This window comes from Yoonia sediminilitoris (assembly GCF_003058085.1).
Lineage (GTDB): Bacteria > Pseudomonadota > Alphaproteobacteria > Rhodobacterales > Rhodobacteraceae > Yoonia > Yoonia sediminilitoris.
Map to the genome: position 1 here is coordinate 90,242 of NZ_QBUD01000007.1, position 16,317 is coordinate 106,558.

Annotated in this window: 18 protein-coding genes, 1 tRNA gene and 2 pseudogenes; 15 read left to right on the forward strand and 6 right to left on the reverse strand. The window is 56.4% G+C overall.

The features are described 5' to 3' along the window. Nucleotides 1-5: 5 nt before the first annotated feature. From C8N45_RS13910 to rlmB, 3 genes are all read right to left on the reverse strand, one after another. Nucleotides 6-473: a CoA-binding protein gene (locus tag C8N45_RS13910; protein WP_108386859.1), complete on the reverse strand. Its 468-nt coding sequence runs from the start codon at nt 471-473 to the stop codon at nt 6-8. Nucleotides 474-851: 378 nt separating this feature from the next. After that, a complete protein-coding gene (locus C8N45_RS13915; protein WP_108386860.1) occupies nt 852-1,154 on the reverse strand; it encodes a hypothetical protein in 303 nt (100 codons plus the stop codon). Continuing rightward, nucleotides 1,154-1,933, reverse strand: coding sequence for a 23S rRNA (guanosine(2251)-2'-O)-methyltransferase RlmB (rlmB, locus tag C8N45_RS13920; protein ID WP_108386861.1), 780 nt, complete (start codon nt 1,931-1,933; stop codon nt 1,154-1,156). The genes C8N45_RS13915 and rlmB overlap by 1 nt, the downstream gene beginning before the upstream one ends. Nucleotides 1,934-2,060: 127 nt before the next feature. Between rlmB and C8N45_RS23255 the strand changes: the two genes are divergently transcribed. After that, nucleotides 2,061-2,144 (forward strand) — tRNA-Tyr (locus tag C8N45_RS23255). Between the two features lie 268 nt (nt 2,145-2,412). Here C8N45_RS23255 and C8N45_RS13925 read toward each other — a convergent pair. Next, on the reverse strand, nt 2,413-2,628 hold the full coding sequence (locus C8N45_RS13925; protein ID WP_133175982.1) for a hypothetical protein: 216 nt from the start codon (nt 2,626-2,628) through the stop codon (nt 2,413-2,415). A 157-nt stretch (nt 2,629-2,785) separates the two neighbouring features. Here C8N45_RS13925 and C8N45_RS23260 point away from each other — a divergent pair, with 157 nt between their 5' ends. The 10 genes and pseudogenes from C8N45_RS23260 to C8N45_RS23700 all read left to right on the forward strand — a co-directional run. Continuing rightward, on the forward strand, nt 2,786-2,947 hold the full coding sequence (locus tag C8N45_RS23260; protein ID WP_168769484.1) for a hypothetical protein: 162 nt from the start codon (nt 2,786-2,788) through the stop codon (nt 2,945-2,947). A 104-nt stretch (nt 2,948-3,051) separates the two neighbouring features. Next, a complete protein-coding gene (locus tag C8N45_RS13930) occupies nt 3,052-4,083 on the forward strand; it encodes a LacI family DNA-binding transcriptional regulator (protein ID WP_108386863.1) in 1,032 nt (343 codons plus the stop codon). Between the two features lie 115 nt (nt 4,084-4,198). Continuing rightward, nucleotides 4,199-5,503: an ABC transporter substrate-binding protein gene (locus tag C8N45_RS13935; RefSeq protein ID WP_108386864.1), complete on the forward strand. Its 1,305-nt coding sequence runs from the start codon at nt 4,199-4,201 to the stop codon at nt 5,501-5,503. 113 nt (nt 5,504-5,616) lie between these two features. After that, on the forward strand, nt 5,617-6,483 hold the full coding sequence (locus C8N45_RS13940) for a carbohydrate ABC transporter permease (protein ID WP_108386865.1): 867 nt from the start codon (nt 5,617-5,619) through the stop codon (nt 6,481-6,483). A gap of 10 nt (nt 6,484-6,493) precedes the next feature. Continuing rightward, nucleotides 6,494-7,324 carry a carbohydrate ABC transporter permease gene (locus C8N45_RS13945; RefSeq protein WP_108386866.1) on the forward strand — a complete coding sequence of 277 codons (831 nt, stop codon included), beginning with the start codon at nt 6,494-6,496 and terminating at the stop codon, nt 7,322-7,324. Nucleotides 7,325-7,336: 12 nt separating this feature from the next. Beyond that, nucleotides 7,337-8,353 carry an ABC transporter ATP-binding protein gene (locus C8N45_RS13950; RefSeq protein WP_108386867.1) on the forward strand — a complete coding sequence of 339 codons (1,017 nt, stop codon included), beginning with the start codon at nt 7,337-7,339 and terminating at the stop codon, nt 8,351-8,353. Further along, nucleotides 8,353-9,123 carry an L-iditol 2-dehydrogenase gene (locus tag C8N45_RS13955; RefSeq protein WP_108386868.1) on the forward strand — a complete coding sequence of 257 codons (771 nt, stop codon included), beginning with the start codon at nt 8,353-8,355 and terminating at the stop codon, nt 9,121-9,123. The genes C8N45_RS13950 and C8N45_RS13955 overlap by 1 nt, the downstream gene beginning before the upstream one ends. Beyond that, nucleotides 9,111-10,604 (forward strand): mannitol dehydrogenase family protein, encoded by a 1,494-nt coding sequence (locus C8N45_RS13960; protein WP_181868944.1) that lies wholly within the window; start codon nt 9,111-9,113, stop codon nt 10,602-10,604. Before C8N45_RS13955 ends, C8N45_RS13960 begins: the two co-directional genes overlap by 13 nt. A gap of 16 nt (nt 10,605-10,620) precedes the next feature. Continuing rightward, nucleotides 10,621-10,844: pseudogene (locus C8N45_RS23695) on the forward strand (alpha-D-glucose phosphate-specific phosphoglucomutase); the annotation flags it as partial. Then, nucleotides 10,826-11,463: pseudogene (locus C8N45_RS23700) on the forward strand (ABC transporter ATP-binding protein); the annotation flags it as partial. The pseudogenes C8N45_RS23695 and C8N45_RS23700, both read left to right, overlap by 19 nt. A 10-nt stretch (nt 11,464-11,473) precedes the next feature. Here C8N45_RS23700 and C8N45_RS13975 read toward each other — a convergent pair. Next, complete coding sequence (locus C8N45_RS13975) at nt 11,474-12,508, reverse strand: sensor histidine kinase (protein WP_108386870.1); 1,035 nt, start codon at nt 12,506-12,508, stop codon at nt 11,474-11,476. Between the two features lie 124 nt (nt 12,509-12,632). On the opposite strand from C8N45_RS13975, the gene C8N45_RS13980 reads away from it, so the two are divergent. The 3 genes from C8N45_RS13980 (at nt 12,633) to C8N45_RS13985 (ending at nt 14,413) form a co-directional block, all read left to right on the forward strand. After that, nucleotides 12,633-13,628, forward strand: coding sequence for a GT-B fold glycosyltransferase domain-containing protein (locus C8N45_RS13980; RefSeq protein WP_108386871.1), 996 nt, complete (start codon nt 12,633-12,635; stop codon nt 13,626-13,628). A gap of 63 nt (nt 13,629-13,691) precedes the next feature. Beyond that, on the forward strand, nt 13,692-13,862 hold the full coding sequence (locus C8N45_RS23265) for a hypothetical protein (protein WP_168769485.1): 171 nt from the start codon (nt 13,692-13,694) through the stop codon (nt 13,860-13,862). A gap of 23 nt (nt 13,863-13,885) precedes the next feature. After that, nucleotides 13,886-14,413 (forward strand): flavodoxin domain-containing protein, encoded by a 528-nt coding sequence (locus tag C8N45_RS13985; protein WP_108386872.1) that lies wholly within the window; start codon nt 13,886-13,888, stop codon nt 14,411-14,413. A gap of 20 nt (nt 14,414-14,433) precedes the next feature. Here the strand turns inward: C8N45_RS13985 and C8N45_RS13990 are convergent, their stop codons facing one another. Continuing rightward, nucleotides 14,434-14,847, reverse strand: a complete 414-nt coding sequence (locus tag C8N45_RS13990) for a VOC family protein (RefSeq protein ID WP_108386873.1) — start codon at nt 14,845-14,847, stop codon at nt 14,434-14,436. Between the two features lie 89 nt (nt 14,848-14,936). Here C8N45_RS13990 and C8N45_RS13995 point away from each other — a divergent pair, with 89 nt between their 5' ends. Beyond that, nucleotides 14,937-16,229 (forward strand): O-acetylhomoserine aminocarboxypropyltransferase/cysteine synthase family protein, encoded by a 1,293-nt coding sequence (locus C8N45_RS13995; protein WP_108386874.1) that lies wholly within the window; start codon nt 14,937-14,939, stop codon nt 16,227-16,229. Nucleotides 16,230-16,317: the final 88 nt, after the last annotated feature.

The following is a 16,317-nucleotide window of genomic DNA, read 5'->3' on the forward strand; positions in this document are numbered from 1 at the left end:
GAACCCTAAAGTTTCGACGAAATCAAACCGGTGGCAAAGCCGGCCATCCGCAATTCACTGAACAGGCGCTGATATTCGATTTTCGGGCATCGACCCTGAATCACATCAACGCCACGCGCACTGGCCTTTTCAGCTGCTTGCGGATGCGTCACACCAATCTGCATCCAGATCGTCTGCAAATCAGGCCACCGGTCCAGGGCGGCATCAACAATCGGCGGAACCGCGTCAGAGCGGCGAAAGATATCGACCATGTCCACATCGTCGGGAATGTCGGTGACGTCCCCATAGACGGTCTCGCCCAGCAATTGCTGGCCCGCCAGACTTGGATTGACGGGAATCACACGATACCCCTTCAGCCCCAGATAACGGGCGACATAATAGCTTGGACGTACAGGATTGGCCGACACGCCCACCGCTGCTATCACCTTTGTCCGTCTCAAGACGGCACGCAACATATCATTCGAATAATCCATAACGTCACTCTATGCAGGATTCGCGGAAGAAAAAAGCGCCCGGAGGGGATCCGGGCGCAAGTGTGGAACGAGGGACAGTGAAATCGACACGTTTGTTCCGAAGACGCGCCGATACAGTGTAGCTATGAACGCAGACGCGAAAGAAAAAGACCTGCTCCTGTAAACGTGAACAGACAGCTTTTGCGGCTTATGTCCGCCCCACCCGGGATTTTTCAAGAGCCGCCAGCGCTGGCCATGCAAGAACAACGCCGATACCAGAACCACATCCAGTGGGATGGTAAAATGCCTGACTGCAATATCTGCTATTTCCGCCATGTGAGTTGCAGGCTGGTCGTCATTCCTGCCCGCTTGAATGGCGGCCCTGGACCCAGCGGCTCCTCAATCGAAGATATCTTCGATTTCGTCCCAGATTTCCGACACAACCTTTTGGAAAAGGCTCTTGCGGCGCCGCGGTTTGCGGGGTTGGGCTGGACGGGCCGCTGCCGGGCGGGTGCGATGGTTTGGGCGGGCGGGTGTTGCCGCATGCGCAGTCGCCTGCTCAGGCTGCGTCTTGAGCATTTTCATCCGGCGCAACGGCGCGCCACATTGCCCGCAAGTCAGTTCATGACGGCTCTTTCCGCGCAAAACCAAAGCGGCTTTCGTGCCGCAATAGCAGCAGGTCGCAACCTTGACCGCCGCCATCAGGCCCCCCTTGCAGCATAAAGCGCCACAGCCGCGGCGTTGGAAACATTCAGCGACCCAAAGCCACCGGCGGCATCAATCCTGACAAGCGCATCGCAAGTCTCTCGTGTCTTCTCGCGCAAACCCGGTCCTTCCGCACCCAAAACGAGGGCCACCGCATGGTCACGACGCCCTTCCAGCGCTTCATCTATGGTCTGGGGGGCGTCCCCATCAAGACCCAGACACAAATAACCCATCTCCTTCAGCGCCGTCATCGTATCCGCCAGATTGCGGACACGTAAGTAAGGCTGCCGCTCAAGCGCACCACTGGCGGTCTTGGCCAGCGCGCCTGTCTCCGGAACGGCATGACGCTGCATCGCGATCACGGCACGCGCGCCAAAAACCTCGGCCGATCGCAAAATAGCACCGACATTATGCGGGTCGGTCACCCGATCCAGCAAGATAACACGCGGCGGCATCGGTCCATCACCGATGGCCACATCTGTCAGGCTCCCCCAATTCAGCGGCTTGACCTCAAGTGCCGCCCCCTGATGCACCGATTGCGGATCAAGCGGGGCTGCGAATTTGCGGGGGTCAGAGATTTCTGGCTCCACGCCGCCAGCGGCAATGGCGTCACCCAGCCGTTCCGCTGCATTGCGGGTGACAACAAGGCGCAACTTCTCGCGTTTGGGGTTTTCAAGCGCATCCCGGACCGCATGTAAACCGAACAACCAGACCGTTTCTTGTGCCGCTGCGCGTTTGGCCTGCTCTTTGGCAACGACCCATTTTGGTTTCTTCATCTGTCATCCCATCCGGCAAACTCAGATGTGCGATACCCTACAGATCAGCCTGTGTGAAGGGCTGCCCAAATTAGCTGTGCTTTTGCGGTTGACGCAGCAAAGGGTCACGGGTAATCAGCCGATCAGTGGGCGACAGGCCGCAAGGTGTGGCAGGGGACTGTAACTCCCTCGCGGAGACGCACGCCTGGTTCGATTCCAGGGTCGCCCACCATTTCGCACTTTTGTGTTGAAATTCTCGCTAACACCTTGAAGGGAAAGGTAGTTTTAGCGGTGCGACAAGCTTCATTCCGGCTGTAGCGATGGGGCTCTGCGAAAGTCAGAAGCAGCACTGTTTGCTGCATCGCAAAGTTGCCTTTCTTGCAAAGATTCCAAGGGTTTGTCAGAAACTGGATTACCGGTTCCATAAACTCCGAAGGGTGTCCATTTGAAGGAAGCTCGGAATCGATCTTGTCTACCAGTTTCAGCCGTTGATGCTCCGGCTATTCGATACACGCCTCATACGCGCCTATCACGGCCAAGCTGGTTGCCTGCACGATACGTCCGAGCAGCGACTTTACTTCCGCACCCAGAGCCTTGAGCTGCTTGTTGAGCGTCTCCTTTGCGTCCTTGGCCTCAAGGGCGCGCCCATCCCAAAGATCGGTGAACATCGCCCGCGCCATCGGTACAAGCTGCTCGTCAGGCTGTAGAAAACGCAAAATCGATTGTGCGCCGTGTTTGATCTCACCACGGCGGATCGACTTGCGCTTCGAAGGGCAACCTTTCGTGTCGCAAAGGTGTACGGATACAGAATAGTCTTGTCTCGGTTTAGTTCCGGTCTCTTTCCAGCAATGTTTGCTATGAAGGAGACAAGAAATGGCAACGAGATACACTGATGAGTTTCGCCGTGATGCGGAGCGTACCGCCACGACCAGTGGCTTAACACGCCCTCAGATTTCATCTGATTTGGGTATTGGGCTTTCGAAAGGCCGCGACGTTGCGACTGCCCAAGATCGCGGCAATGTGCCGGTCACTTAGGATAAAGAGAGGCTTTATTTACGTACCTCCTTGACGCGAGGCAGGCAACATTCCTATCTTACAAAAGTTATCGCGCGCATCTTTTACAGACGTCAGGTGTCAAAATGGCTCAGCCAAAAATTCGCAATATGGAAGAATTCGCGTCGCTCAGCGGTATTTCACGCCCGACTGTTTCGAAATACTTCAACGATCCTGACAGCGTACGCGCGTCAACCCGCGCCAAGATCGAAGCGTCTTTGAAGAAGCATGACTACCAACCAAACGTCTTTGCGATGAACCAAAACCGGCGCACCACCAAGAACATCGGTGTCGTTGTGCCAAATCTGGCTGACCCATTCTTCTCGGAAATTGGCCGACGTGTGGAACTGGCCTGCATTGATGCCGGCTACAGCCCCATTCTGCTCAGTTCTCACGGTAGCCCGGAAATGGAGCGCGATAACCTCAAAACCCTGCGGTCACTCAAACCAGCGGGCGTTCTGCTTGCCCCATTTGGCCGGATGTCAGATGAAGCTGCGGTTCAGGCGTTTGATGAAGAATTTCCACTCGTTCTCTTTGACGCCAACATGGCCAAAGTGGGCCAGGCCTTTGTGGGTACAGACAACGGGCAAAGCGTTGATCTTATGGTGGAGTACCTGTGCCGCAGCGGTGAGCCGCCCTGTTTTTTCGAGATGAGAAACCCCACCAACCCCAATGCCAATAAGCGGCGTCAGGCCTACATCGAAAGCATGGAACGGCATGGCCAGGAGCCGCGCATCTTTCAAGCGGAAGGCGAAGGCTGGAACTTTGAAGAGATCGGAAGCACCGAAGGAGCGCGGCTTTTGTCCTCAAAGGCTTTCAGCACCAATACCATCCTTTGCAGCAACGACCGGCTCGCGATTGGCATGCTTTCTGCAGCCTACGGGCTTGGCTTGCGCGTTGGCCACGGCACAGGCTGTGACCTTCGGATTGCGGGACACGATGACCATCCTTTCTCCCGGTACACGTGCCCCCCACTGACCACCATCGCGCAGGATTACGAGGCAATCGCGAATCGCGCAGTGAGCGAGCTTTTTGGGATACTGGAGGACGACGAACGCCTTTCTGACCGTACCGAGACGACATTCGATGGGCGTTTGATCATGAGAGACTCTGCGTAAGTCATTGTTAACGCAATTCTTATTATATATATTTACGCGCGCTAAATTTTAATTGACTACGCGTCATAATATCTTGTAGATTGAAAGGCATCACCCAAAGAGGAGGAAAATTGGGATGTCATTTACCACGAAACTATATGCCGCTACGGCAATGACTCTTATTACGGCAGGGGGCGCTTTTGCCGAAAACCTTGTAATCGCCACAGTGAACAACGGCGACATGATCCGTATGCAGGGCTACACCGACGATTTCACCGAAAAGACCGGTCACACGGTTGAGTGGGTCACGCTTGAAGAAAACGTTCTGCGCCAGCGCGTCACCACAGACATCGCCGCCAAGGGCGGTTCTTTCGACATCATGACCATCGGCATGTACGAGACACCGATCTGGGCCGCCAACGAATGGCTGATTCCCCTGAACGATCTGTCTGCTGAGTATGACGCAGACGACATCTTGCCTGCCATGCGCGAAGGCTTGAGCTATGACGGGACACTGTACGCGGCACCTTTCTACGGCGAAAGCTCGATGGTCATGTACCGCACCGACCTGATGGAAAAGGCCGGTCTCGAGATGCCCGAGGCACCAACCTGGCAGTTCATCCGTGAGGCGGCTGCGGCAATGACCGATCGTGAAAATGACATCAACGGCATCTGCCTGCGCGGCAAGGCTGGCTGGGGCGAAGGCGGCGCGTTCATCACCGTGACGGCCAACTCCTTCGGTGCACGCTGGTTCGATGAGGACTGGAACGCCCAGTTTGATCAGCCCGCATGGAAAGAAGCGCTGACATTCTTCGTCGATTTGATGAACGAATCCGGCCCGACAGGCTACGCGACCAACGGTTTCAACGAAAACCTGAACCTGTTCCAGCAAGGCAAGTGTGGCATGTGGATCGACGCCACTGTTGCGGCCTCTTTCGTGACCAACCCCGATGACTCGACCGTGGCGGACAAGGTCAGCTTCGCGCTGGCGCCGAACACCGGCAAAGGCAAGAACGCAAACTGGCTCTGGGCCTGGGCGCTGGCAATTCCCGCCGGTACACAGAAAGAAGATGCTGCGAAGGAGTTCCTCGAGTGGGCAACTTCGAAGGATTACATCGAACTGGTTGCCGCCAACGAAGGGTGGGCCAACGTTCCTCCGGGCGCCCGTACATCGCTCTATGAAAACGACAACTACAAGAGCGTTCCGTTCGCAGCCATGACGTTGGAATCGATCAATGCCGCCGATCCGAAAAACCCGACCGTGGATCCTGTTCCTTACGTTGGTATCCAGTTCGTCGCGATCCCCGAGTTTGCGGGCATCGCCACCGAAGTCAGCCAGGAATTCTCGGCCGTCTATGCTGGGCAGCAGTCCGTTGACGAAGCGCTTGAGAAGGCTCAGGCCCTGACAAACGACGCAATGGAAGCCGCTGGCTACCGTTAAGCGCACTATCCGCCCGAGGGTGAATTCTTTTCCCTCGGGCATTTCCCCACTTCCATAAAATCGCAATTCGGTTTCAGATTGCCCCATGGCGATCAACAGAGGAGGTATGTCCAATGGCAACCCAACACTCCCGATCAGCGGCTCGCATCATGATGGCACCGGCAGTTATTCTGCTCCTCGGCTGGATGCTTGTACCCTTGGTTATGACCCTACTGTTCTCATTCAAGAAATACCTGCCCATGCGTGGCGGTGATCTGGGATGGGTCGGCTTTGAAAACTATGTTCGTTTCGTAAGTTCGAGTGCGTTCTGGCCATCTGTTTCAGCCACTCTCATTGTTGTCGGCGGCGTGCTGGCAATCACAATTTTCTTCGGCGTTCTTCTCGCCATCCTTCTAAACCAGCCGATGTGGGGCCAGGGCGTCGTGCGCATTCTCGTGATCGCCCCTTTCTTTGTCATGCCCACCGTTTCTGCGCTGGTCTGGAAGAACATGTTCATGGATCCAACGAACGGTCTGTTCGCACACCTCTGGCGGTTCTTTGGTGCTGATCCGGTGTCATGGCTGTCCGAGGCATCACTGCCTTCGATCGTGATGATCGTCTCTTGGCAGTGGCTGCCTTTCGCGACCCTCATCTTGCTGACCGCCATTCAATCACTCGACAGCGAACAGCTGGAAGCTGCCGAAATGGACGGCGCGCCCCCCCTGAAGCGGTTTGCATTTATCACGCTACCGCACCTGAGCCGGGCGATTACCATCGTGCTGCTGATCCAGACAATCTTTTTGCTCGCGATCTTTGCCGAAATCTTCGTTACGACAGGTGGTGCATTCGGAACCCGGACACTTACCTACCTGATCTTCCAGCGCGTGCTTGAAAGCCAGAACATTGGTTTGGGCTCTGCTGGTGGTGTTTACGCAATCATTCTCGCCAATATCGTTGCTATCTTCTTGATGCGCATCGTTGGCAAGAATCTCGACGCGTGAGGAGGACATAATGGCCCGCGCAGTTACACAACAACGCAAGATCATAAATACAACCGCAGCCTGGGTGATCGGTCTACTGATCTTTTTCCCAATCCTTTGGACAATCCTGACAAGCTTCAAGACCGAGGCAACAGCGATTGCAGACCCACCTGTTTTTCTCGCCTTTGACTGGACGCTGGAAAACTACACCGCCGTTATGGAACGGTCGAATTACGCCAAGTTCCTTTGGAATTCGATCATTATCGCGGGTGGCTCTACAATCCTTGGCATCATCATTGCCGTGCCTGCGGCTTGGTCGATGGCCTTTGTTCCGTCGCGGCGCACAAAAGACATTCTGCTGTGGATGCTGTCCACCAAGATGTTGCCTGCGGTCGGCGTGCTCTATCCTATCTATCTGATTTGCATCAAGTTGGGGATTTTGGATAGCCGCGTCGCACTGGTGATCATCCTGATGCTGATGAACCTGCCGATTATCGTCTGGATGCTTTATACCTACTTCAAGGAAATCCCCGGTGAAATCCTCGAAGCGGCCCGGATGGACGGAGCGTCACTCAAAGAGGAGATCCTCTATGTGCTGACACCTATGGCGATCCCCGGCATTGCATCGACCCTGCTCTTGAACTTCATTCTCGCATGGAACGAAGCCTTCTGGACGCTCAACCTGACAGCGGCGAACGCTGCACCTCTCACTGCCTTCATCGCAAGCTACTCCAGCCCGGAAGGTCTGTTTTTCGCCAAGCTCAGTGCGGCCTCCACCATGGCCATCGCACCGATCCTCATTCTCGGCTGGTTCAGCCAGAAACAACTCGTTAGCGGCCTGACCTTCGGCGCTGTGAAATAAGGAACCTGACCAATGGGACAAATCAAACTTAACCAAGTCACCAAAAGCTTTGGCGACGTGCAGGTCATTCCCCCCCTAGACCTGACAATCGAAGATGGAGAATTCACAGTCTTTGTCGGGCCTTCGGGCTGCGGTAAGTCCACCCTTCTGCGCCTGATTGCTGGGCTTGAGGACATCACCTCAGGCCATATCGAGATCGACGGCGCGGACGCCACCAACGTACCGCCCGCCAAGCGCGGTCTGGCAATGGTGTTCCAGTCCTACGCTCTCTACCCGCATATGTCGGTACGCAAGAACATCGCGTTTCCGATGAAGATGGCGGGCGTGCCGGAAGACGAGCAGAAGCGCCGGATTGAGGCAGCTGCCAAGGCGCTGAACCTTACCGACTACCTGGACCGCAAGCCGGGTCAGTTGTCGGGCGGTCAGCGGCAGCGTGTGGCCATCGGCCGCTCCATTGTGCGGGAACCATCGGCGTTCTTGTTCGACGAACCACTGTCCAACCTCGACGCTGCCCTGCGGGTCGGCATGCGGCTGGAGATCAGCGAGTTGCACAAGCGTCTGGCGACCACGATGATCTATGTGACCCACGATCAGGTCGAAGCCATGACAATGGCTGACAAGATCGTCGTGCTGCGAGCAGGCATTATCGAGCAGGTCGGCTCCCCTCTGGAACTCTATCACAACCCACGCAACGAATTTGTTGCGGGCTTTATCGGCTCTCCCAAGATGAACCTGATCAAGGGTGCAGAGGCGCAAAAGCATGATGCTGCCACCATTGGTATCCGTCCTGAGCATACGGATGTCAGCAAGACAGAGGGCACTTGGAAAGGCACAGTCGGGGTCGCAGAGCATCTTGGCTCTGACACCTTTATCCACGTGCACAATACTGGCCTTGAGACCGGCCCCGGCGACATGTTCACCGTGCGCATCACGGGCGACATCGAGGTCAAGCACGGCGATGACATCTACCTCACGCCACAGCTGGACAAACTGCACAAGTTCGACCCTCAGGGTCTGCGGATCGACTAATGCAACTAGCTGGCAAAACAGCCCTGATAACAGGTGCCGCCCGAGGAATCGGGCGGGCCTTTGCGCAGGCGTATATCGAGGAAGGCGCGCGCGTAGCGATTGCCGATATTGATGACTCCCGCGCAAAAGCGACAGCGCAAGAGCTGGGTGAATCCGCCATTGCTGTGAAAATGGATGTTACAGATCAGAGCAGTATAAACACTGCTGTTGATCAAACCGCCGAAGAGTTTGGCCAGATCGACATCCTGATCAACAATGCGGCCCTCTTTACCGCCGCGCCCATTGTCGAGATTACACATGAAGACTACCGACGCGTCTTCGATATCAACGTCTCCGGCACACTCTTCACAATGCAGGCCGTCGCGCGCCACATGATAAAACGCAATCAGGGCGGCAAGATCATCAACATGGCCTCTCAGGCAGGCCGTCGCGGGGAACCGCTGGTCGCTGTCTATTGCGCCACCAAGGCCGCCGTGATCAGCCTGACCCAATCTGCGGGTCTTGACCTGATCAAACACGGCATCAACGTGAACGCGATTTCTCCGGGTGTCGTGGACGGCGAACATTGGGATGGCGTCGATGCCTTTTTTGCGAAATACGAAAACAAAGAGCCGGGACAGAAAAAACGCGAGGTTGGTGCCGCCGTCCCCTTCGGGCGAATGGGCACCCCTGATGACTTGACTGGCATGGCCGTGTTTCTGGCCAGCGATGCGGCGAATTACATCGTCGCGCAAACCTACAACGTGGATGGTGGACAATGGATGAGCTGACCTCCCTTTCTAACGCGACACTTGATCGATTGAGCGTCGAGCACCCAACCTATGACCGTACGGCGCTGACGCCGGGCATCGTACACATCGGGGTCGGGAATTTTCACCGCGCCCATCAGGCATGGTATCTACACCGTCTGATGCAGGAAGGTCTGGCCCACGACTGGGCAATCATCGGCGCGGGCGTACGGCCCTACGATGCAGCAATGCGGGAAAAACTGCTGGCGCAGGATTGCCTGACCACATTGATTCAGCTTGATCCCGAAAACGTATCAGCCGAGGTTATCGGCTCCATGATCGATTATCTGCCCATCGAAGAAGGCAACGCGCCGCTCATCGCGCAAATGGCAGACCCGGCCATTCGGATTGTCTCCATGACCGTCACGGAAAGCGGCTATTACATCGATCCGGTCACCAAAGGTTTTGATGCCGGTCACGAAGACCTTGTGCATGACGCCGCCAACCCCGACACCCCGCGGACAGCCTTTGGCGCAATCGTCGCAGCCCTGCGCCTGCGCCGGGCCGCAGGCCGTGGTCCTTTCACCTGCCAAAGCTGTGACAACTTGCAAGGCAACGGCGACATCCTGCGCCAGACGGTTGTATCGCTTGCCCGTCTGTCCGATCCTGCCCTTGCCGATTGGATTGGTGCCGAGGCGACATTCCCCAATTCCATGGTCGATTGCATCGCCCCCGCCACCGGCCCCAAAGAGTTGGCCTTGGCCGCAGACTTTGGCATCAAAGACAATGCTTTGGTCACACACGAAGCCTTCCGGCAATGGGTGATCGAGGACAAGTTTTGCGCGGGCCGCCCTGATTGGGATCAGGTCGGCGCAACCTTTTCGGATGATGTGCACGGCTTTGAAACGATGAAGATCCGCATCCTCAACGCAGGCCACCAAGTCATCGCGAATGTGGGTGAAATCCTGAGCATCGAAACCATTGCCGACTGCATGGCCAATCCCACCATTCGGGCATTCTTTGGCAAAGTCCAACGCAGTGAAATCGCGCCGACAGTTGCTCCGGTTCCAGGCAAGACGCCGGCAGAATACGTTGACCTGATCGAAACGCGATTTTCAAACCCGCGGATTGTCGACACCACGCGCCGTGTTGCCTTTGACGGCTCGGCACGCCATCCGGGTTTTGTTCTGCCCATCTTGCGTGATCAGGTTGCAGCCGGGCGTTCGGTCGAGGGTCTTGCCCTTGTTGAGGCACTTTGGGCGCGGATGTGTGCAGGCACGCGCGAAGATGGCTCCGTTATCGAAGCCAATGATCCGATCTGGGATGACCTCAAAAGCGCAGCCTTGGCAGCAAAGGAACGTCCTTTGGCATGGTTGGAACAGAGCAACATTTATGGAGACCTCATAGAAAACAGCATGTTTAAAGAAGCGTTTTCAAAGAGTCTTGCTGCGATCTGGAACGATGGATGCGAGGCCGTTCTCCTCGATTACGCCGATGGAGTAAGTGAGAAGGCCAATAGCTGATCTCTATTGAAGCGGGTATGTGACACCGTCTGATAGTTTGGCCGTCCTTGCAGCCAATGCGCATTTTGCCCCCGCCTTCAAATCAGGCCTTGTGGGAATTGCGCGGTCCATGCGCACAAACGCGGCATGTGATCGCGTGGCAAAGCATTTGGAATTGAGGCCTTTGAAACGCCGACGGGGTGGAAATTTTCATGCAATTTGCTGGACGCGGGCCGGGTCACAATGTGTGGGGAGGACAGCGCCAGCGTGTCGCCACCGGCCGGGCCATCGTGCGCGACCCCGAAGTGTTCTTGTTTGATGAACCGCTGTCGAACCTTGATGCGGCTTTGCGGGTGCAGACCCGGCTCGAGATTGCGCAGCTTCACGAGCGACTGAAAATCACGACGATCTACTTCACCCACGATCAGGTCGAGGCGATGACCCTCGCCGACAAGATCGTCGTGTTGCGCGATGGCCGGATCTCGTAAAGGTTGGTTCACCCATCGAACTGTATGAGCGGCCCGCAACCGCGATTGTGGCGCAATTCATCGGGAGCCCCGAGATGAATTTCTTTGACGCCGCCGATCTGACACCGACCTCAAGCGCGACGTTGACGCGCACCGTCGCGGCAGGTGAACAGGTTGGATTGCGGCCCGGACGTTTGGTGCCGACTGCCACGGGTGCCGTGGTTAAGGGCAAGCTGGAGCTTGTTAAAAACCTCGGTAAATATGCGCTTGTGCACTTGATCACAGAAACCGGCATCGAATTCATCGTAAAGACCGACAAGCCGCCCCAAACACCCAAGGGCGGGACAATCGGCTTTGGCATTTTACCCGAACTGCCACATTATTTTGACAAACAAAGCGGTCAGCGGATCTAGGATCAGGACCCTAGCGTGCTTGCTGAAGGTGCGGCTGAAGCAGCGGCAGGCTGACCGGAACAGTCACATCTTCATGCACGTCAAGTCCATAATGCAACCCGGTTGGTGTAAAATCACAGTGGACTTTGCCTTCTAGCTGTCCGGGCAGCAACTGACATATCATTTGCATGCCAAATCCGTGCTGCTCCGGCTCCCTGAGATCGGTAAGGCCACTCTCGATCCATTCGAAGTGATAGCTGCCGTTCTCGGTTCGCTCCCAACTGATGGCAATGCGCCCGTCGGGAACGCTTAGCGCGCCAAACGCGGCAGCGTTCGCAAGCAGTTCGTGAACTGCCATTGCAAATGTCTGCGCGTGCAGCACCGATAGGCGCCAAGGCAGGCCTTCCAGCGTGATGGAATCCGCCCGGGAATGATTTTGCAACAGGATTTGTGTCTCAAGGATTTGCTTGATGGTCATGCCATCCCAATCCTCTTTCGACAAGAATGTATGGGTCCTGCCCAGTGCCCTGATCCGCCGTTCGTAGGCACGCACGAAAGCGCGCATGTCAATAGAGGTTCTGGCTGTCTTGCGCGCGATGATCTGGGCAAGCGTCAGGACATTGCCTATGCGGTGCTGCAATTCCTCGGCAAAGCTTTCGCGGCTTTCGATCGCGCGCACTTCGTTGGTCGCATTGCTGAGCCGCAACAGGAGCATCGGTCCGCGCTTCTCCTTGGCCGGGATCCACATACATTCCATGCGCAGCCAAATGCCCCTTGGCTCATCGTCTGTTTCGCCCTTCGCGCGCATGACGTGAAACGGCTGCACCATACTGGCGCCCTTCCCGTCCAACGCACCATCGAACAAGTCTTCGATCTGATCGCACCGCACACCATTGCGCTTGAATATCGCAATCACCGACGTGCCGACGATGGTATCTTCGGACTCTCCTAAAAGGGCAGCAAACGCATGATTATTGCAGACGACCCGATAGGTATCATCGACAACAGCCAACGGCGCCAGCGTCGAGAAGAAAATATCTTGAAAATCAAAATCATTGTCGGGCATTTTTCTTGTGCCCCGCAAAACGCACTTTAGTCCCCGCCATCTTGTTGCACTACCGATCCAAGGTTGTCACAGTTCAAACGCCGCGATACGTCAGCCTAAGGCACAACGGGAAAAAAAAAGCAACATGGCGCACCAAATCGCGCATAGATTTAATGTAATAATCGTTGGACAATCAGGGCGTTTGCAGTTTGAGGCCGTGCTTTTTGCCGCGTCGCTGCTTCAATTTGTACCGGATTTCGCCGGCCAACTGTACGTGGCCGAACCGCAACCCGGCCCGCTTTGGGACCGCGACCCCCGGATGACGGACGAGATTCGCGATATACTTACCGGTTTGGGCGCACGGATTGTGCCTTTCGCGTCAGAACATTTTGGACAATCATATCCACATGGCAACAAGATCGAAGCATTGGCCGCCCTGCCCCCGGGCGAGCCGTTTGTGTTTTTTGACACCGATACGATCATCACCGGCGACCTTGGATCGGTGCCCTTTGATTTCACGCGGCCCGCCGCATCAATGAAGCGCGACGCCAGCTGGCCGGTGGAAGAGCTTTACTGGCCGGGCTACACCGCGATCTGGAAATCACTTTACGATCGCTTCGATCTGGACTTCGAAAGTTCGCTTGACCTGTCAAAGCCTGACGAATTCTGGGAACGCTACCTGTATTTCAACGCAGGCTGGTTTTTTGGCGCTGACCCGGCCGTGTTCGGGCGCAGGTTTACCGAATTTGCCTTGTCGGTGCGCAATGACCCGCCCGAGGAACTGGTCATCCAGCCACTTGATCCATGGCTGGATCAGGTTGTGCTGCCGCTGGTCATTCATAGCCTTGGCGGTGGCAGACCGGGGCCGGAACTCGACGGGTTGGATGACGGTGTCAGTTGCCACTACAGGGTTCTGCCCCTGTTCTATGCCCGCGAAAGTGACGCCGCCGTTGCGGCGCTGGAAGCAGTGGCCAGCCCCCACAAGATCAAGAAATGGCTCAAGCAATATGATCCGTTCAAACGCATGATCTATCAAGGACGCGGCCAGAAAGTCCGCGCCCTGTTCGATCAAGACAACCTGCCACGCAAGGAACAGGCCCTGCGCAACAAGATCAAATCTGCCGGTTTCTGGATGCGTTAACCAAGATTGGGCAGCCAGCCGAATTAAGACAGGCTTGTTTCAGGCAAAAAAGTCGGTACCCGAATGGCAGACCTGCTCACAAAAGACGGCGACAAGGTTGCAACGGCGGCGGTCGCCATCACGAAGCTGAGCAGCGTCCGTGTCTGTTCGGCAGGTGCCGATGCGGCCGCCAAAGGCGCGGGGCACTTCCACAGACTGATCCATGTCAAAATCCGCGACGGGCAAATCCCCTAGACTGTGAAAAAATGGAGTTGGCTATGACAATCCTGATCGCCTATGCCTCGACCGAAGGACAGACCCGCAAGATTGCACGTTATTGTGCTGATTATCTGAATGCACAGGGCCATAGTGTCGAACTATCCGGTGCATCTGATGCAGCGGATGCTGAATTGAACCGATTTGATGCTGTTCTGCTGGCAGGTTCGGTTCATTTGGGCAAATACCAGAAACCACTGGTCAGGCTCGCACGCAAAAAGGCCACCGCACTGGCACACATGAAAGCCGCGTTCATATCCGTATCGCTGGCAGCCGCTGGCACGGACGAAGACGACTGGCAGGGTTTGCGAGACTGCGTCGCCAACTTCGCCAGCAAAACCGGATGGACACCGCAAACCGTCATGCATGTGGCGGGTGCTTTCAGGTTTTCCGAGTATGACTATTTCAAATCAATGGCGATGCGCTGGATTGCGTCCCAGAAAGACCAGGAGGTTGATCCCCACCACGACAAGGAATTCACCGATTGGGCTGCTCTCAAAACGTCCCTGGACGCCTGGCTGAGTACCTAGCCGCCCGCGACACCGCCTGATCAATCTGCGAAAATCCCATCGGTGCTGGCAAAGCCTTTCACCTCGATCGGGTTGCCCGACGGGTCGCGAAAGAACATCGTCCATTGTTCGCCGGGTTCGCCCTTGAACCGCACAGAGGGGGCGATGATGAAATCGGTTTGCCGTTCTTCCAGTCGCCCCGCCAGCGCGGTCCAGTCATCCAATGGCAAGACCACCCCGAAATGCGGCATCGGCACCATATGATCACCCACCTTGCCGGTTGGCGCATTGGCAAAAGGTTCCCCCAGATGCAGGCTTAGCTGATGTCCGAAGAAGTCAAAATCCACCCATGTCTCGGTTGACCGGCCCTCTGTCGCACCAAGGGCACCGGAATAGAATTCTCGGGCCTCGTCTAAATCCAAAACGTGGAATGCAAGATGGAAAGGGACGGGCATGGGTTGTTCCTCTTTTTACATCGGGCCGTTGAGGCCGCCTGCGTTTGCGCCTACACCTTGGCGCAACAAGTTTCAAAGGGAGAAGAGACATGTCCGACGATCCGACCTACGGTTTCGACACGCTGCAAATTCATGCAGGTGCCAAGCCCGACCCCGCCACGGGGGCCCGCCAGACGCCGATTTACCAGACAACGGCCTATGTGTTCCGTGATGCAGATCACGCAGCGGCGTTGTTCAACCTGCAAGAGGTCGGCTATATCTATTCGCGCCTGACCAACCCGACTGTGGCCGTGTTGGCCGAGCGGATCGCAACACTTGAGGGCGGCGTTGGCGCGGTTTGCTGTTCATCGGGGCATGCGGCACAAATCATGGCGCTTTTCCCGCTGATGGGGCCGGGGCTGAATATCGTGGCCTCAAGCCGGTTGTACGGCGGCACCGTGACCCAGTTCAGCCAGACGATCAAACGCTTTGGCTGGTCGGCGAAATTCGTTGATTTTGACGATCACGAAGCGGTCAAGGCGGCCATCGACGACAACACCCGCGCGGTGTTCTGCGAAGCCATCGCCAACCCCGGCGGGCATATCACCGACCTTGATGCGATCTCGGCCATTTCGGACGCCGCGGGCGTGCCCCTGATCGTTGATAACACATCCGCCACGCCATATCTGTGCCGGCCGATTGAACACGGGGCCACGCTGGTGGTGCATTCGACGACCAAATATCTGACCGGCAATGGCACGGTCACGGGTGGTTGCGTCGTCGATAGTGGCAAGTTCGACTGGTCGGCCAATGACAAGTTCCCGTCGATGTCCCAGCCGGAGCCTGCCTATCACGGACTGAAATTCGCAGAAACCTTCGGCCCGCTGGCCTTTACCTTCCACAGCATCGCCATCGGCTTGCGTGATCTGGGCATGACAATGAACCCGCAGGCGGCGCATTACACGCTGATGGGCATCGAAACACTGAGCCTGCGGATGGAGCGGCACGTTGAAAACGCGGTCAAGGTCGCGACCTGGCTCGAGAATGACCCGCGCGTTGACTATGTGACCTATGCAGGTCTGCCATCATCGCCCTACAACAAACTGGTGCCGAAAATCTGCCCCAAGGGGGCTGGTGCCCTGTTCACCGTCGCAGTGAAAGGCGGCTACGATTCTTGTGTGAAACTTGTCGATAACCTCGAGATTTTCAGCCATGTGGCCAATCTGGGGGACACGCGTAGTTTGATCATTCACTCGGCCAGCACAACCCACAGGCAACTGACCACTGAACAGCAGGAAGCAGCGGGTGCGGGGCCAAACATCGTGCGCTTGTCCATCGGGACCGAAGATGCCGATGATATCATTGCCGATTTGGATCAGGCACTGGCCAAGGCAACCGCCTAGCAAAAGCGGCGGGCCCGGTGACGGGTCCGCCAACCACTTGGCCTTGGCAGGTTTGTGCTGTATCGTCACCCGACAAGAGCAAAACGCA

Coding starts and splice junctions, on each gene's coding strand:
- C8N45_RS13910 (WP_108386859.1), bottom strand. CDS start 473: ATGGATTATTCGAATGATATGTTGCGTGCCGTCTTGAGACGGACAAAG.
- C8N45_RS13915 (WP_108386860.1), bottom strand. CDS start 1,154: ATGGCGGCGGTCAAGGTTGCGACCTGCTGCTATTGCGGCACGAAAGCC.
- rlmB (WP_108386861.1), bottom strand. CDS start 1,933: ATGAAGAAACCAAAATGGGTCGTTGCCAAAGAGCAGGCCAAACGCGCA.
- C8N45_RS23260 (WP_168769484.1), top strand. CDS start 2,786: ATGGCAACGAGATACACTGATGAGTTTCGCCGTGATGCGGAGCGTACC.
- C8N45_RS13930 (WP_108386863.1), top strand. CDS start 3,052: ATGGCTCAGCCAAAAATTCGCAATATGGAAGAATTCGCGTCGCTCAGC.
- C8N45_RS13935 (WP_108386864.1), top strand. CDS start 4,199: ATGTCATTTACCACGAAACTATATGCCGCTACGGCAATGACTCTTATT.
- C8N45_RS13940 (WP_108386865.1), top strand. CDS start 5,617: ATGGCAACCCAACACTCCCGATCAGCGGCTCGCATCATGATGGCACCG.
- C8N45_RS13945 (WP_108386866.1), top strand. CDS start 6,494: ATGGCCCGCGCAGTTACACAACAACGCAAGATCATAAATACAACCGCA.
- C8N45_RS13950 (WP_108386867.1), top strand. CDS start 7,337: ATGGGACAAATCAAACTTAACCAAGTCACCAAAAGCTTTGGCGACGTG.
- C8N45_RS13955 (WP_108386868.1), top strand. CDS start 8,353: ATGCAACTAGCTGGCAAAACAGCCCTGATAACAGGTGCCGCCCGAGGA.
- C8N45_RS13960 (WP_181868944.1), top strand. CDS start 9,111: ATGGATGAGCTGACCTCCCTTTCTAACGCGACACTTGATCGATTGAGC.
- C8N45_RS13975 (WP_108386870.1), bottom strand. CDS start 12,508: ATGCCCGACAATGATTTTGATTTTCAAGATATTTTCTTCTCGACGCTG.
- C8N45_RS13980 (WP_108386871.1), top strand. CDS start 12,633: ATGGCGCACCAAATCGCGCATAGATTTAATGTAATAATCGTTGGACAA.
- C8N45_RS23265 (WP_168769485.1), top strand. CDS start 13,692: ATGGCAGACCTGCTCACAAAAGACGGCGACAAGGTTGCAACGGCGGCG.
- C8N45_RS13985 (WP_108386872.1), top strand. CDS start 13,886: ATGACAATCCTGATCGCCTATGCCTCGACCGAAGGACAGACCCGCAAG.
- C8N45_RS13990 (WP_108386873.1), bottom strand. CDS start 14,847: ATGCCCGTCCCTTTCCATCTTGCATTCCACGTTTTGGATTTAGACGAG.
- C8N45_RS13995 (WP_108386874.1), top strand. CDS start 14,937: ATGTCCGACGATCCGACCTACGGTTTCGACACGCTGCAAATTCATGCA.